Origin of the sequence: Bacillus sp. RC252 (assembly GCF_044909215.1) — a bacterium.
Taxonomy (GTDB): Bacteria; Bacillota; Bacilli; order Bacillales; family Bacillaceae_G; genus Bacillus_A; species Bacillus_A mycoides.
The window spans coordinates 1-12,793 of the sequence record NZ_JBIYDV010000035.1; the positions used below are offsets into that span (position 1 = coordinate 1).

16 protein-coding genes and 3 pseudogenes are annotated in these 12,793 nt (G+C 31.0%); 15 read left to right on the top strand and 4 right to left on the bottom strand.

Annotation, left to right across the window (positions count from 1 at the left end; translation table 11 throughout):
- Nucleotides 1-22: 22 nt before the first annotated feature.
- On the top strand, nt 23-172 hold the full coding sequence (locus ABH960_RS28610; RefSeq protein ID WP_404449811.1) for a hypothetical protein: 150 nt from the start codon (nt 23-25) through the stop codon (nt 170-172).
- Nucleotides 173-184: 12 nt separating this feature from the next.
- On the opposite strand, the gene ABH960_RS28615 is transcribed toward ABH960_RS28610, so the two are convergent.
- On the bottom strand, nt 185-553 hold the full coding sequence (locus ABH960_RS28615) for an FtsB family cell division protein (protein WP_404449813.1): 369 nt from the start codon (nt 551-553) through the stop codon (nt 185-187).
- Between the two features lie 329 nt (nt 554-882).
- Between ABH960_RS28615 and ABH960_RS28620 the strand changes: the two genes are divergently transcribed.
- The 7 genes and pseudogenes from ABH960_RS28620 to ABH960_RS28645 all read left to right on the top strand — a co-directional run.
- On the top strand, nt 883-1,053 hold the full coding sequence (locus ABH960_RS28620) for a hypothetical protein (protein ID WP_016101959.1): 171 nt from the start codon (nt 883-885) through the stop codon (nt 1,051-1,053).
- 572 nt (nt 1,054-1,625) lie between these two features.
- The gene (locus ABH960_RS28625; protein ID WP_088009004.1) at nt 1,626-1,982 is read left to right on the top strand and encodes a hypothetical protein; all 357 of its coding nucleotides are present in this window, start codon (nt 1,626-1,628) and stop codon (nt 1,980-1,982) included.
- Between the two features lie 123 nt (nt 1,983-2,105).
- A complete protein-coding gene (locus tag ABH960_RS28630; protein ID WP_404449816.1) occupies nt 2,106-2,621 on the top strand; it encodes a GNAT family N-acetyltransferase in 516 nt (171 codons plus the stop codon).
- A gap of 18 nt (nt 2,622-2,639) precedes the next feature.
- Nucleotides 2,640-2,753, top strand: a pseudogene (locus ABH960_RS29570) (replication-relaxation family protein); the annotation flags it as partial.
- A 465-nt stretch (nt 2,754-3,218) separates the two neighbouring features.
- Nucleotides 3,219-3,497 carry a heterocycloanthracin/sonorensin family bacteriocin gene (locus tag ABH960_RS28635; protein ID WP_404449818.1) on the top strand — a complete coding sequence of 93 codons (279 nt, stop codon included), beginning with the start codon at nt 3,219-3,221 and terminating at the stop codon, nt 3,495-3,497.
- 214 nt (nt 3,498-3,711) lie between these two features.
- A pseudogene (locus ABH960_RS28640) lies at nt 3,712-3,912 on the top strand (nucleoside/nucleotide kinase family protein); the annotation flags it as partial.
- Nucleotides 3,913-3,924: 12 nt separating this feature from the next.
- Nucleotides 3,925-4,352: pseudogene (locus ABH960_RS28645) on the top strand (DinB family protein); the annotation flags it as partial.
- A 58-nt stretch (nt 4,353-4,410) separates the two neighbouring features.
- Here ABH960_RS28645 and ABH960_RS28650 read toward each other — a convergent pair.
- From ABH960_RS28650 to ABH960_RS28660, 3 genes are all read right to left on the bottom strand, one after another.
- The gene (locus tag ABH960_RS28650) at nt 4,411-5,427 is read right to left on the bottom strand and encodes a D-alanyl-D-alanine carboxypeptidase family protein (RefSeq protein WP_002141854.1); all 1,017 of its coding nucleotides are present in this window, start codon (nt 5,425-5,427) and stop codon (nt 4,411-4,413) included.
- A 181-nt stretch (nt 5,428-5,608) separates the two neighbouring features.
- The gene (locus ABH960_RS28655) at nt 5,609-6,766 is read right to left on the bottom strand and encodes a sensor histidine kinase (protein WP_201031041.1); all 1,158 of its coding nucleotides are present in this window, start codon (nt 6,764-6,766) and stop codon (nt 5,609-5,611) included.
- Nucleotides 6,756-7,451 carry a response regulator transcription factor gene (locus ABH960_RS28660; RefSeq protein WP_033713793.1) on the bottom strand — a complete coding sequence of 232 codons (696 nt, stop codon included), beginning with the start codon at nt 7,449-7,451 and terminating at the stop codon, nt 6,756-6,758. The genes ABH960_RS28655 and ABH960_RS28660 overlap by 11 nt, the downstream gene beginning before the upstream one ends.
- Nucleotides 7,452-7,644: 193 nt before the next feature.
- Between ABH960_RS28660 and yqeK the strand changes: the two genes are divergently transcribed.
- From yqeK to ABH960_RS28695, 7 genes are all read left to right on the top strand, one after another.
- Complete coding sequence (gene yqeK / locus ABH960_RS28665; RefSeq protein WP_193653887.1) at nt 7,645-8,253, top strand: bis(5'-nucleosyl)-tetraphosphatase (symmetrical) YqeK; 609 nt, start codon at nt 7,645-7,647, stop codon at nt 8,251-8,253.
- Between the two features lie 13 nt (nt 8,254-8,266).
- Nucleotides 8,267-8,941: a DUF3885 domain-containing protein gene (locus tag ABH960_RS28670; protein ID WP_404449821.1), complete on the top strand. Its 675-nt coding sequence runs from the start codon at nt 8,267-8,269 to the stop codon at nt 8,939-8,941.
- Nucleotides 8,942-8,965: 24 nt separating this feature from the next.
- Entirely contained in the window at nt 8,966-9,676 is a 711-nt protein-coding gene (locus ABH960_RS28675) for a phosphorylase family protein (RefSeq protein ID WP_404449823.1), read from the top strand.
- A gap of 16 nt (nt 9,677-9,692) precedes the next feature.
- A complete protein-coding gene (locus ABH960_RS28680; protein WP_404449825.1) occupies nt 9,693-10,328 on the top strand; it encodes an SDR family oxidoreductase in 636 nt (211 codons plus the stop codon).
- A 14-nt stretch (nt 10,329-10,342) separates the two neighbouring features.
- The gene (locus ABH960_RS28685) at nt 10,343-11,083 is read left to right on the top strand and encodes a class I SAM-dependent methyltransferase (RefSeq protein ID WP_404449827.1); all 741 of its coding nucleotides are present in this window, start codon (nt 10,343-10,345) and stop codon (nt 11,081-11,083) included.
- A 27-nt stretch (nt 11,084-11,110) separates the two neighbouring features.
- Entirely contained in the window at nt 11,111-11,959 is an 849-nt protein-coding gene (locus tag ABH960_RS28690; protein ID WP_404449829.1) for a GNAT family N-acetyltransferase, read from the top strand.
- A 192-nt stretch (nt 11,960-12,151) separates the two neighbouring features.
- Nucleotides 12,152-12,715, top strand: coding sequence for a class I SAM-dependent methyltransferase (locus ABH960_RS28695; protein WP_033728073.1), 564 nt, complete (start codon nt 12,152-12,154; stop codon nt 12,713-12,715).
- Nucleotides 12,716-12,793 lie beyond the last annotated feature (78 nt).

A 12,793-nucleotide genomic window follows, 5' to 3' on the forward strand; every position in this document is an offset into this window, starting at 1 on the left:
ATAAGATGGGACGCTGTATGCGGTGAAAGTCGCACGTACAGTGTTAAGCGGGGGAAAAGATGGAGATAACTTCAAAGTCTTACCTATCGCAACGATAGAAAGAGAGATTAGTATGATTACTTTAGAAATTAAATATAAAAAGGCGATTATCTTCATATCGCCTTTTGGATAATACAGTGTAATTTTATTCAGTTATTTGAAATATAGTTTCATTCGGTTTGGAAAATCCATACAGTTTCCTTGCGGATTTTAAAATTTCTTCTTCACTACCTGTTAAAACTTTAACATCATTCTTAAGGGAATGACCATCCTTCTTTACAGAAGATAATTTTTGTTGCTCCGTATTCAGCGTGATTTGTTTTTCTTTAATCATTTCTTGTTGGTTATTCAGAGAATATTGAAGGACAAAAATTATAGGTAATATAATAGCCAAAGTAGTTATAATACGGCGTCTTGTTTTTTTATTATTACCTTGTTTGGTGTTAACGTTCACTTGCTGTGAGGGTATCTTAGGATTTGATTGTTGTGATGATATTTTTGGGATGTTTCCCATTAAAATGCCTCCATTACTGATTGTAGAATTTAAACTGTTTAAAAGTATTATAAATGTTCAATGGGAATTTTAGAAGATAGTTTAATCTAGGTGAGTTTTGTAAAGTTTAAACAAAATCCTTATTTAAATAAAAGGAACCCCGATTGTCTGCGGGGCTCCTAAGGGTAATCGTCAAGTAATGACGTACTCGACTAGTTAACGATATCATGAATTTTTTGGTAAATATACTGGTAAATGCGTCCAAATTAATGAGAGCATTATTTGAAACAAAAACGCTATTTTAATAGGGAGGGGAATAATGATGATTCCATGGGACAAGCGAGTATACATTGTATCAAGGTGATCATTTTATTACAGAGGGGACAATTTTAGAGGTTAGTGAAAAGGCGAATAAATCATTATATTGGCGTTGGTGCATGTTAGCTCCAAGCTATGAAAAAGTGTGCGGTAATAGTACAAAGCGACTTCGGTTGATTCGGATAGATGATGATGAAGAATGATATAAAAATTTCATTTCGTAGAGAAATATGTTGATTAAGGATGGGCATTGAATATGCCATGTTTGTATAAATAAAGAGCAGAATTTGGGCTATATAAAGGTGTTGGAATTGTTTTAAAGGGGATCTACATAATTGCATATCCTGAATCCTCCAAGAAAACAGACTTTGAATTAAGGGTTCTATCTACACGTATAGCGCTCGCTATCATTTGCGCCTTGGCTTTATGGATGCTTATAGTAATCTATATAAAATAATTCTTTTCTAATAAGAAATATACTAAAATATGAGAAAATGCTGTAATAATAATTATACATTTAGTCCTACTGGAAGAACCAGTGCACATCAAACTAAAAAGGGCGTTGTTATATTGCTCTGTAGTTTGGTGTCCGCTTTTTTATTTTTTATTAACAAAATAGATTAGTGGTGTTTTTATAAATGACGCAATTTCGTTTTTAGTATATAAAAAGAAGGTTTAGTACAAGTGTTTGTTTTTTTGTTTTTATGCTTTCGTCTCGTACACTTTTAAGCTATTGGACATACTTTACTAATAGAAAGGATTAGGGGGTGAGGTTTTGGGTTCTCGATTTAATAATTGTAAAAAGAAGTGTACATGTAAACAGGATGATTGTTTGGAAATATTCGAAGAGTGTAAAAAAGAAAAGCATGAGAAATGTGATAATTCTTGTGTACAAGGAATTAGAGATGAGCTTAAGAAATTAATTAATCAAACAGTTCAAATTAATACAGAGGGACGTACTTATGTAGGTACTGTTTTGTCTGTAAGTTGTGATGTTGTTAAGCTTGCAGCTATTCCTGGATCTGTTGGAGTAATTATCTCCATTTGCAAAATTGAAGCAATTTTCCCTCCTGTTACAACGGTTACCGCTGAGTTTGATTTTAATGGTGTTGACGTAGCAAACAAAGCATAATTATGCTGTTTTTTTGTAAAGCCATTCTTATGAATGGCTTTATTTTAATTTCGTATAAAAGGAGAATATATTCTTTATATAGAAATAGGTTTGAGGCTATAAAGAGTGATGTACGAAAGGAGAATGAGAGTGATTAAATTAGTGCCCTTTAAAAAATCTGATTTCAAACAATTAATAAATTGGATTAATTCCGAAGAATTTTTAATACAATGGTCGGGAAATGCATTCACATATCCTTTAAATGAACAGCAATTAGAGAAATATACAGAATGTGCAAACACACTGGCATTCAAAATAATGGATGAAGAGACTAAAGTAGTTATTGGCCATATTTCTCTTGGACAAATAGATAATATAAATAAGTCTGCTAGAATTGGAAAAGTGCTAGTTGGTAATACGAAAATGAGAGGACGTTCTATAGGGAAACATATGATGAAAGCCCTACTTCGTATTGCTTTTGAAGAATTAAAACTACATAGAGTCACTCTTGGTGTTTATGACTTTAATAAGTCAGCTATTTCTTGTTACGAAAAAATAGGTTTTGTAAAAGAAGGTTTATTAAGAGAGTCAAAAAAAGTAGGAGAAACGTATTGGAATTTATGGGAAATGAGTATGTTAGAATATGAATGGAAACAATAAAGAGTATAAATATTTTTTAAGATGCCAATCGTTCCTTTTTTTACGATTACAAAATACAGAGAAAAGAAACTGGAGGACTTAGCAGCAAAGTACGATGTATTTATGAAGGTGTATGTAATAGAAGCAATATAAAAAGTACTAACACCTATACGGAATAGATATAAAATATCGCTGATATGCCATTCATAAAAATAGACTTTTTTTAGCAGAAATCACTAATTATAAATACTTATAAAATTAGCTCTGATATAGCAGATATTGAAGCGAAGAAAAATAAAGATGGGAGTGCATATTGGAAATACGAAGATGACCAAACAAAATTATGGAATATACGACTATAGAACTAGAAAATGATGACATAAATCTAAATGATATTGTTTAAATTCATATTTTATAATTTCCATTTATAAAAATGAGCCCATAGTAAAAATAACCTAAAAATAGGCATATGAACAAGGTGCATCATCTAGTGATGGGTCATATTTTGTTGGTGTACGTATTGAACTTAGTTTATAGTGCTATTTCTACTTAGATTTAACTAACAGAAATATAGGAAAGTATCGATGGGGTTGTAGTTTATAAACGGAGGTCATGAAGATGAATAAGTTTCAACAAGAACTACAAGCGTTAAGCCTTAATGATTATCAGTATGGAAATATTGTGTATTGGGACCAGCAAAACCAATATCCATATTACTATATTAAAGATGATGCTCGTCGCTGTGGCGGTTGCGGTCGTTGTGGCGGTGGTCGTTGTGGTGGATTTCGTTGTTTTGGTTGCTTCGGTTGCTTTAGTTGTTTTGGTTGTGGTGGTTGCTCTAATTGCTCTAATTGTTTTGATGGTTTTAATGGTACTACTGTAACATTTGAATATTGATAAGAGACAAAAGGAATCCATTTTGAAAAAAGATTGATCAAAACGGATTCCTACTTTGTAAAGCATTATACAATCTTTATAAAAAAGTGCTAACAAGTTTGCAAACGAACTTGCTAACACCTATACGGAATAGACATAAAATATCGTTGATATGTCATCTTTAAAAATAGCCGTAATCAATTAAATCCAACTAATACGGAATACCTATAAAAATAATTATGATATAGACTATATTCTTGTAGATTATCCGTTTGCTTACTTAAATAGTAGCATGCGGGATTTAATTGATGTATCTATTTATGTTGACACTCCTTTAGATATTGCGATGGCTAAACGGATTATAAGGGATTTTAAAGATAAATCAATTATTGAACTGCATAAAGATTTGAATCATTATATAACACATGCGAGAAAGCTTATGTAGAGGCAAGTAAGAGATGATTGGTTTAAATGTTGTAAACAACTTACAGAGGAAGAATTGCTTCGCAAATGTGTTGGAGGTGTTGGGAGTATTTTAGAAACACTTTTCCATATTGTAGACGTTGAGTATAGCTGGATTAGTGCGCTTCAAGAAAAAGAGGATAACGAACCACAGTTTAAAGATTATCAATCAAAAAAGTGAAAGCGTTATCTGATTTATATAGACGAGAATTAGAAAGCTTTTTGCAGTTATGGTCTGGCGACTTCGAATCAAAAATATTGAAAGCTTCATGGACAGATAAAACATATAAATACGGTGAAGTTTTAAGGCATGTAATTGTACATGAAATTCATCATATTGGTCAGATATCTATATGGGCAAGAGAATTAAATCTTCAGCCCGTTTCAGCGAATTTAATTGGAAGAGGATTGTAGATTTAGAAACCGACTTGCAGTGTAAACGCAAGTCGGTTTTTATATATAAGAAGATTTCTTAATTAAAATCCTCGGCTTTTTTTTGACGTATATATAAAAACATTAAGATTGTAATGATGAAAAAGATCATAATCGTTTGTATGATTAAATTTTTAAACTGAAACAATATTGTCCAAGATGTAACAGCATCTTTAAAAGCTTGGAGTGCAGAGTACGAGGAAGGATCAAAACCGTACTGAAGTAACTTTTTTGTTTCAATAAAAGTACTGTTTTCATCACCGGCGTCTAATATTACTGAAATAAGTCTAGTATCTCCTCGTGTGGCTGTACTGACAAAACTATAATTACCATTAGTTGAAAAACTAGTTTGTAAGCCGTCAACACCTTGGAGTTTAATGTTTTTATTAAGGGAATATATCATTTTATTTGTATTGAAAACTTTTGAATCTTTGAAGGTAAATTGGTAAGAGGTTAGTTTCGTAACATTCAATACATCTGGAAAGTCTTTTACTAATTGTGTTGCTAGTTTAGCGACGTCTATCGATGTTGTAGTTGATTGTTTATTCGTATCGTTATTAATTCCAGTAGCATTTAGAAACGGGGATGGTTGTGATAACTTTAGTTGTTTTGCTTTGTCATTCATTAAAAGTGTAAAGTTATCTTCGTTTCCAGCAATGTGTTCTGCAAGGGCAAGTGCGGAACGATTATTCCCTGTCAAAAACAATGCATGAAGTAAATCACGAACCGTCGTTTTATCTTTCGAAGTTACTTGTATAGGACTCGTTTCTGCTCGGAAAACTTCGTTACTTATTTTTACTAATTCATCTAACTGTATTTTTCCTTCATTCAGTTGTTCCAGTGCGATATACTCTGTCATTAATTTAGATAAAGTAGCTGATTGTATAGGAGTTTCTTCATTTTTTTTATAAACAATCTCACCAGAATTAGTATCTATTAAAATAGCTGATTTAGCTTGAATAATTGGACCATTTACATAAAGATAAAAATATAAAACGATAAGTGCAGTAATAAGAAAAGATAATAATAAAACTGTTATTTTTTTTAAGAATTGCATTAGCGATCCTCCTACTATTACATCAATAATATTATTGTAAAAAGGAATGCTTAATTAGGAAGAAAGAAAAGGTAAAGAATTTCTAAAGAATTTTAAGGAATTCTTTAATTTTGGATATTGATGGAATATAAAAGGTTCAATTTCTTATATGATAAAAAATTGAACCTATAAATATGTGGTATTAAGCTTTATAAGGGAGTAATTTTACAGTGAAAGTTGTTTTTTTATCATCGCTATATACTTCAATTGTTCCTTTATGCAATTCAACAATACTTTTTGCAATTGCTAATCCGAGCCCAGATCCACCAGTGTTTGTTGAACGTGATTTTTCAACACGATAAAAACGTTCAAAAATATGAGGTAAATCAGTACTAGGGATAGGTTGTCCGTAATTTGTTATATCAATTGTAATCATGTTATTGCTTTCGTAAGCGGTAATATCAATATGATCTCCATCATTTCCATAAGTAATAGCGTTTATGATTAGATTTTCAAACACACGTACTAATTTATCCCCATCAGCTAGTACCATTAGCTTTTGAGATGGGAAAGAAGGGCGACATTCAATATTAGCTTCTTGAAGCTGTATCCGAAATTGGACAGTTAATTGTCCAAGCAATTCTACAATATCAATAGGAACAGAATATAAACTTAACTCTTTATTTTGAACGCGTGTATATTCAAACAAGTCATTCATTAATGCATTAAGACGAGTTACTTTATCGTAAATGACTTGAATATAGTATCGTAATTCTACTTCATCTCTATAATTATCATGATGGATTAAATTTACGTATCCAACTATAGATGTAAGAGGGGTTCGTAAGTCATGTGATACATTTGTAATAAGTTCGCTTTTTGCTTGTTCTGCCTGTCTTTCTTCATCAATTGATACTTTTAATTGCTCAATAATTTGATTGACCCCAGTTGCCAGTTCTTCTAAATAATTATGGTGTACGATGGAAACTTTATGATTAAAGTTTCCACTTGCAATATACCGAATCTCTTCAATCATTTTTTTTATACAAGTTTCATAGTAAACCTTTCTTTCATGACGATAAAAAATGTATAAATAGGATGAGAAAATAGAAAATAAAAACAAATAAGATACAATCATCATCCATAAAGACTCTTTTAATCCAATATATTTTTCATGGCCAAAAATTCTAATGAATTCTTTTCCTAGTTCGCTTAGAGTAAGTGAACTCTCAATTACACTCGTTACGAGGCGAAATATAATTAATTCGGTAATTGGTGTAAGAGTGATAGCTAATAAAAGCCAAAAAATAAGCTTCCACTTTGGTATATCTTTTAATATATCAAATGCTTCATTTCTCAATTTTATATCCTACTCCCCAAACCGTATGAATTAGTTTTTCACCATTCATTACGGTTTCAAGTTTATCGCGTAAATTACTAATATGGACCATTACCGTTTTATTAGAACCATAACCGTCTTCATTCCAAACTCGTTCGAATATCTCTTCAGAGCTAAATACTCTTCCAGTATTACTCGCTAGTAAATATAAAATATCAAATTCGATAGAGGTGAGCTTAATATATTCACCATTTACTTTAACCGTATGATTATGTTTATGAATTTCAACTGTACGAATGCGAATAATACCATCTTCATTCTTTGGTGTGGCAGCGTTTTGGAAAGATGATCTACGTAACAATGCTTTCACTCTAGCAACTAATTCTAGTGGATTAAACGGTTTAATCATATAATCATCTGCACCGGTCATAAGTCCTAATATTTTATCCATATCTTCAGCTTTTGCACTAAGCATAAGGATAGGTACAGTATTATTTTCACGCACTTCTTGACAAACTTCTAATCCATTTCGTTTTGGCATCATAATATCCAAAAGCATAAGATCAACTTCATATGTACATATCATTTGTAATGCTTCATCACCATCATAAGCTTTATAAATGTTATAACCTTCATTTCGCAAATAAACAGCGAGTAATTCTACAATATCTTTATCATCATCAATAATTAATATGTTTTTATTCATCATATAGTTCCTTTCCTTGCGAATCATCAATATTACTATAATATCAAACATTTATGTATTTTGTAGTAATGTTTCTACATTAAATTTCACATAACGTATTAAAAAGGAATTAATACAATTATAACGAATACAAAATAAGAAGGAGATTTAAATTTCACATTATATTGAAAGTTAGTTATAAGGGGGACTTGCTATGTTATATAATGATATATATTCATTTACTCCAACTGGAAAAATAGAAAATGATATTAAAGCTTTTCTATTAAAATACAATAAAGAATTTACATATAAACATTCAATTCGTGTGGCAAATGAGGCAAGAAAAATTGCGGGAATATTTTATGAAGATGAAGAAAAAGCAGCGATTGCAGGATGTTTACATGATATTAGTGCAATCTTTCCGAACGAGGAGCGAATTGCAGTTGCTGAAAAATTTGGAATAGAAATATTACAAGAAGAAAGAGAATTTCCAATGATTATTCATCAAAAATTATCGAGAGTAATTGCAAAAGAGGTATTTAAAGTAGAAGATAAAGAAGTTTTAAATGCTATCTGTTGCCACACTACTTTGCGTAAACATGCTACAAAGATGGATTTAGTACTATTTGTTGCTGATAAATTAGAATGGGATCAAATAGGGACACCTCCATATTTAATAAATGTAAAAAAAGCTTTAGGAAACTCTTTAGAACATGCTGCTTTTGTATATATTTCATATTTGTGGGAAAGAAAAGATACATTAAAAGTCATACACCCGTGGTTAGAAGAAGCATATTGGTATTTAAAAGAAATTGTAGAGTAGAAAGGGTATAAAAATGCAATTAAAAGAATATATGAATCAAAGATTCCCAGGAGTTACATTAGTACCGTCCATATACTTTCAGTGGGAAAATCATCTTCATTTTGATTTTGGGAAAGATAAATATCAATTCAAAGAAGATGGTAACACGTATAATATGGAATATTTCACACAACTATATAGGTATAATAAAAGTCTATTTAAAGATATATTTTCTAAAGAAGATACCATCTTTTTAGTCACAAATGTTTATCGATTTAAACAGGAAAATATAAAAAATGCGCAGAAAATAAATGTATACAATAGGTTTATTAAAAAGAGGGATTTAAAGTTTCATATAAGACAAGAAACATTCCCTTTTCTATTTGAAGATGAAGAAGCTGATTTATATTGTACATATCAATTTTCTTTACAATGTTTTGCAGAAGATATTAAATATGAACCGCTTATTGAAGCTGTTAATCATGAAGATTTCCCTGACCTACGTCCACGTCTAGGGCGAAAAAAAGAAATTTCATATCCAGATGTATTTTTTATAAATGTAACAAAGGATATTATCATGTTTATTTATGAAGATAGAGGATGTGAAGTAATTTCGAAGAATAAAGAAAAGATACGGGATTTATATGAGAAGTATAAAGAGTGGATACCAGAATATGAACGAGAGAGTATAGATGAGTTATTTACATGAAAATAGGAGGAAGTGAAGTGTGTAATGAAAAGGATCGCAATTGTATCTGCATGGGAACCAGAGCTTACGTATTTGCATCAACATTATCCAAGTGAGCGTGTAGAAAAAATAGCAGCTTGGGAATTTCATTTTCATTCTATTAATGAATTAGAAGTTATTTCAGTTGTAACTGGTGTCGGTAAAGTAAGTTGTGCTAGTTGTGTACAACTATTAATAAGTGAATTCCAGCCAGGCCAGTTATTTATGACAGGGATTTGCGGGAGTTTATCAGATAAGGTGAAAAATGGACACATCGTTGTAGCTCTTAATACTTTACAGCATGATGTTACAGCGGCTGGTTCAGGAGAAGATAGTTTTAATCTATATGATGGTAGAACAGCACCTATTGAAACAACTAAATCACTCGTAAAACGAATGAAGAAATTGCGTTCGTATGACCCGGTCCATTTTGGTACATTTCTATCTGGAGATCAACGTATTCGAAGTTCAGAAATGAGGTATTTACTTCATACTGTATACGGTGCTTTAGCCGTTGATCAAGAAGTGGCAGCATTTTCTTATGTATGTCGTGTAAATAACAAACCATTTCTATGTTTAAAAGCTGCCTCAGATCAAGCGAATGACAAAACGAAAGAAGAACAAAAGGTTTTTAAAATGTTAGCATGTGAACGAGCGTGTGAGCATTTAATTACTTTTTTACGTGTTTATGAGATTGCTGTAGTAAATAATGGATAGTAAGAGGGTTCTAATAATGGAAAATACAAATAAAATAGCGATTCTTGGTGCGAATGGAAAAGTCGGAAAATTTCTAGTAAATCAAGCGTTAGAAAAGGGCTATCAAGTACGAATATTAAAGAGAAATTCTAAAAATATGACGATAACTAATGAAAATATAGAGACTATCAGTGGGGATGCCCGCAATTTTTCAGTCATACAGGAATTACTTCAAGGGTGTAAAGCTGTGATTAATGCGGTGGGTCAGCCGAAAAATGAACCTTATATTTTTAGTACAGTTACGAAGCATATTTTAAAAGTAATGAAGGAATATGAAATGAAGCGCTATATTCTTATTTCTGGAGGCTCCTTAAATGTAAAAGGAGATCAGAAGGGAATTGCAAATAAAATAGGGGCTAATTTGTTTCGATTATTTCTTCCAAAGATGATGCAGGATAAATATAAAGAATTGCAAATTATACAAAGTAGTGAAGTAGATTGGACAATTGTTAGATTACCCTTTGTTATAGAAGGAAATGGTACTGGTGATATTAAAGAGAGTTTAGTAGATATGCCAGGAATCAAAATTCAAAATGGGGATATTGCACCGTTTGTTATAAAACAAATAAATAGTGAGACATATGTAGGAAAATGTCCACTCATTTCAAATTAAGAGGTGAATTATAATTGCATACGTATTATGGAGAACTTTGTACAAAGATATATGAAAGTGATAAATCAATTGCAGCCGGAAAAGAATTGGATTTTTATCTTTCTTTTGCAAAAGATAAAAATATACATGTGTTAGAACCAATGTGCGGAAATGGTAGAATGTTAATTCCTTTTATGCAAAATGGTGTGAATATAGAGGGATTCGATATTTCGAAAGATATGCTTAAAGTTTGTAAAGATAAAGCAGAAAAATTAAATTTAAAACCGGTTGTGTCACAAGGGAAAATAGAAGAATACTATAGTGATAAAAAATATGATCTTATTATGATCCCTATAGGTTCATTTTCACTTTTACCAAATAATTTAGTAGACATTAGTCTTCAAAATATGAAAAATAACTTAAAGGAAAATGGAAAATTACTTCTTACAGTTGTACAAGGTGGAAGTGAGACAGAACAAATTTTAGATTGGATAGAGACAAATAGAAAAGAAATTAACAATGAATTAATTGTTGAGTATAGAAAAGTTTCATATGATAAGGTGCAAAAACTTCTAAATATTATACTGAAATACGAAATCATTCATGATGAGAAAATAAAAGAAACTGAGATTATGGATTTTCCTATAAGACTATATGATTTAAAAGAATTTGAAAATATACTTATTACTAATGGGTTTAGTCAAATTGTTGTTCATGAAATAAAAGATGGATATGGTGAAGGTAATTCATTTCATGTATTTGAATGCAGTTTATAACGAGTCAAAGCGGGGGATTATACTTATATGATTCAATACAAAAGATGTAGTGAAGTAAGTATAGATTTGGTATATGAAGCTTTTAAGGACGGATTTTCAGATTATATTATTAAAATGGATGTTTCAAAAGAAGACTTTATAAAAAGGTTTTTTGGACCAGAAGGGAATTCACTGGAACACTCTTTTATTGCGTTAGACGGTGACAAATCTGTTGGTGTAATACTTGGTGGTATTAAGGTGTATGAAAGTATAAAAACAATGCGCTGCGGAACATTAGCTGTTCATCCAGAGTTTCGAGGCATTGGTGTAAGTCAAAATTTATTTGAGTTACATAAAGAAGAAGCGACACAAAATAAATGTAAGCAGCTTTTTCTTGAAGTTATTGTAGGAAACGATCGGGCGATTCATTTTTATAACAAATTAGGTTATGAAAAAGTATATGATCTTTCTTATTATAATTTAAATGATTTAACTAAAATAATGAATAAAGGTAATAAAAATATTGAAGTAAAACAATTAGAATTTCCAACATTTAAAGTTGAAATTCAGAAATGGCTAAACTTCCATATAAATTGGCAAAATGATATTGATTATATCGAAAAAACAAATCATACATTTTACGGTGCATATGTTGATAGTGATATAAAAGGTTCTGTATGTGTAAATGAACAAGGAAAAATTAGTTTTATTTTCATAGACAAAGACTATAGAAATATTGGTGTTGGGATGAAATTATTACAGGTAGCAAGTGAAGAATTAAAGTTATCAAGTTTATCAATTGGGTTTCCAAACAACAATTTACTGGAAGGGTTTTTAAAGAAATCTGGATTTGAAAAGAATTCTTTAGCACAATATGAAATGTATTTATTGCTATAAAAAGCGGAAGGAATTATTCTTTTCGCTTTTTATTTTGTACTATAAACGTTTTTGCTGTATGTGGGAGGATAAGTAAAAACAACAGAAGTTTTGTTATCTATCTTATTGAACTAACTGGCACTTTAGTTGAAGAAGGAAAAAATATAGTAAACATAGAATATATTAATACATTAAAAGATTTATGAGGTGAAAGTGATGGCAATTAAGCAAGACGAAATTAAAGTAGTAGTCGGAGCTGGAGTATTTAATAATAATCCAGGTTGGGTTCAAACGCAAGAAGATGAACTTAATTTACTAGACAATACCACTTGGGAAGAAAGATTTGAATACAATTCCATTTCAGCTATTTTAGCAGAGCATGTATGGGAACATCTTACTTTTGAAGAAGGTGTAAAAGCAGCTGAAATTTGTTATAAATTTTTAAAGCCATCAGGTCATATTCGGTGCGGAGTACCTGATGCATTTTTCCGAGATGAAACCTACCAAAATATAGTTCAAATAGGCGGCCCTGGCCCGAAAGACCACCCAGCTGCAAGCCATAAAATCGTACATAATTATAAAACATTAACGAAAATGTTTGAAATTGCTGGATTTGAGGTAGTTTTACTTGAATATTGTGATGAAAATGGTCAATTTTATTACACAGAATGGGATGCGAATGACGGCGTTATTTTCCGCTCGAAAAGGTATGATTCTAGAAATAGAGGCGATAAACTTGGTTTTCCATCGCTAATTGTTGACGCGATTAAAAGGTAAGTCATTCACCTAAAATAGGTGTTAGTTCTATTCGTTCATGAGTCGCAAATGCGGCTTTTTTTATTTGTTTTGTAAACC

What these genes read in the sequence shown, in the direction of transcription:
- ABH960_RS28615 (WP_404449813.1), bottom strand. Translation starts at nt 553, where the DNA reads ATGGGAAACATCCCAAAAATATCATCACAACAATCAAATCCTAAGATA.
- ABH960_RS28630 (WP_404449816.1), top strand. Translation starts at nt 2,106, where the DNA reads ATGAGAGTGATTAAATTAGTGCCCTTTAAAAAATCTGATTTCAAACAA.
- ABH960_RS28635 (WP_404449818.1), top strand. Translation starts at nt 3,219, where the DNA reads ATGAATAAGTTTCAACAAGAACTACAAGCGTTAAGCCTTAATGATTAT.
- ABH960_RS28650 (WP_002141854.1), bottom strand. Translation starts at nt 5,427, where the DNA reads ATGCAATTCTTAAAAAAAATAACAGTTTTATTATTATCTTTTCTTATT.
- ABH960_RS28660 (WP_033713793.1), bottom strand. Translation starts at nt 7,451, where the DNA reads ATGAATAAAAACATATTAATTATTGATGATGATAAAGATATTGTAGAA.
- yqeK (WP_193653887.1), top strand. Translation starts at nt 7,645, where the DNA reads ATGTTATATAATGATATATATTCATTTACTCCAACTGGAAAAATAGAA.
- ABH960_RS28670 (WP_404449821.1), top strand. Translation starts at nt 8,267, where the DNA reads ATGCAATTAAAAGAATATATGAATCAAAGATTCCCAGGAGTTACATTA.
- ABH960_RS28675 (WP_404449823.1), top strand. Translation starts at nt 8,966, where the DNA reads ATGAAAAGGATCGCAATTGTATCTGCATGGGAACCAGAGCTTACGTAT.
- ABH960_RS28680 (WP_404449825.1), top strand. Translation starts at nt 9,693, where the DNA reads ATGGAAAATACAAATAAAATAGCGATTCTTGGTGCGAATGGAAAAGTC.
- ABH960_RS28690 (WP_404449829.1), top strand. Translation starts at nt 11,111, where the DNA reads ATGATTCAATACAAAAGATGTAGTGAAGTAAGTATAGATTTGGTATAT.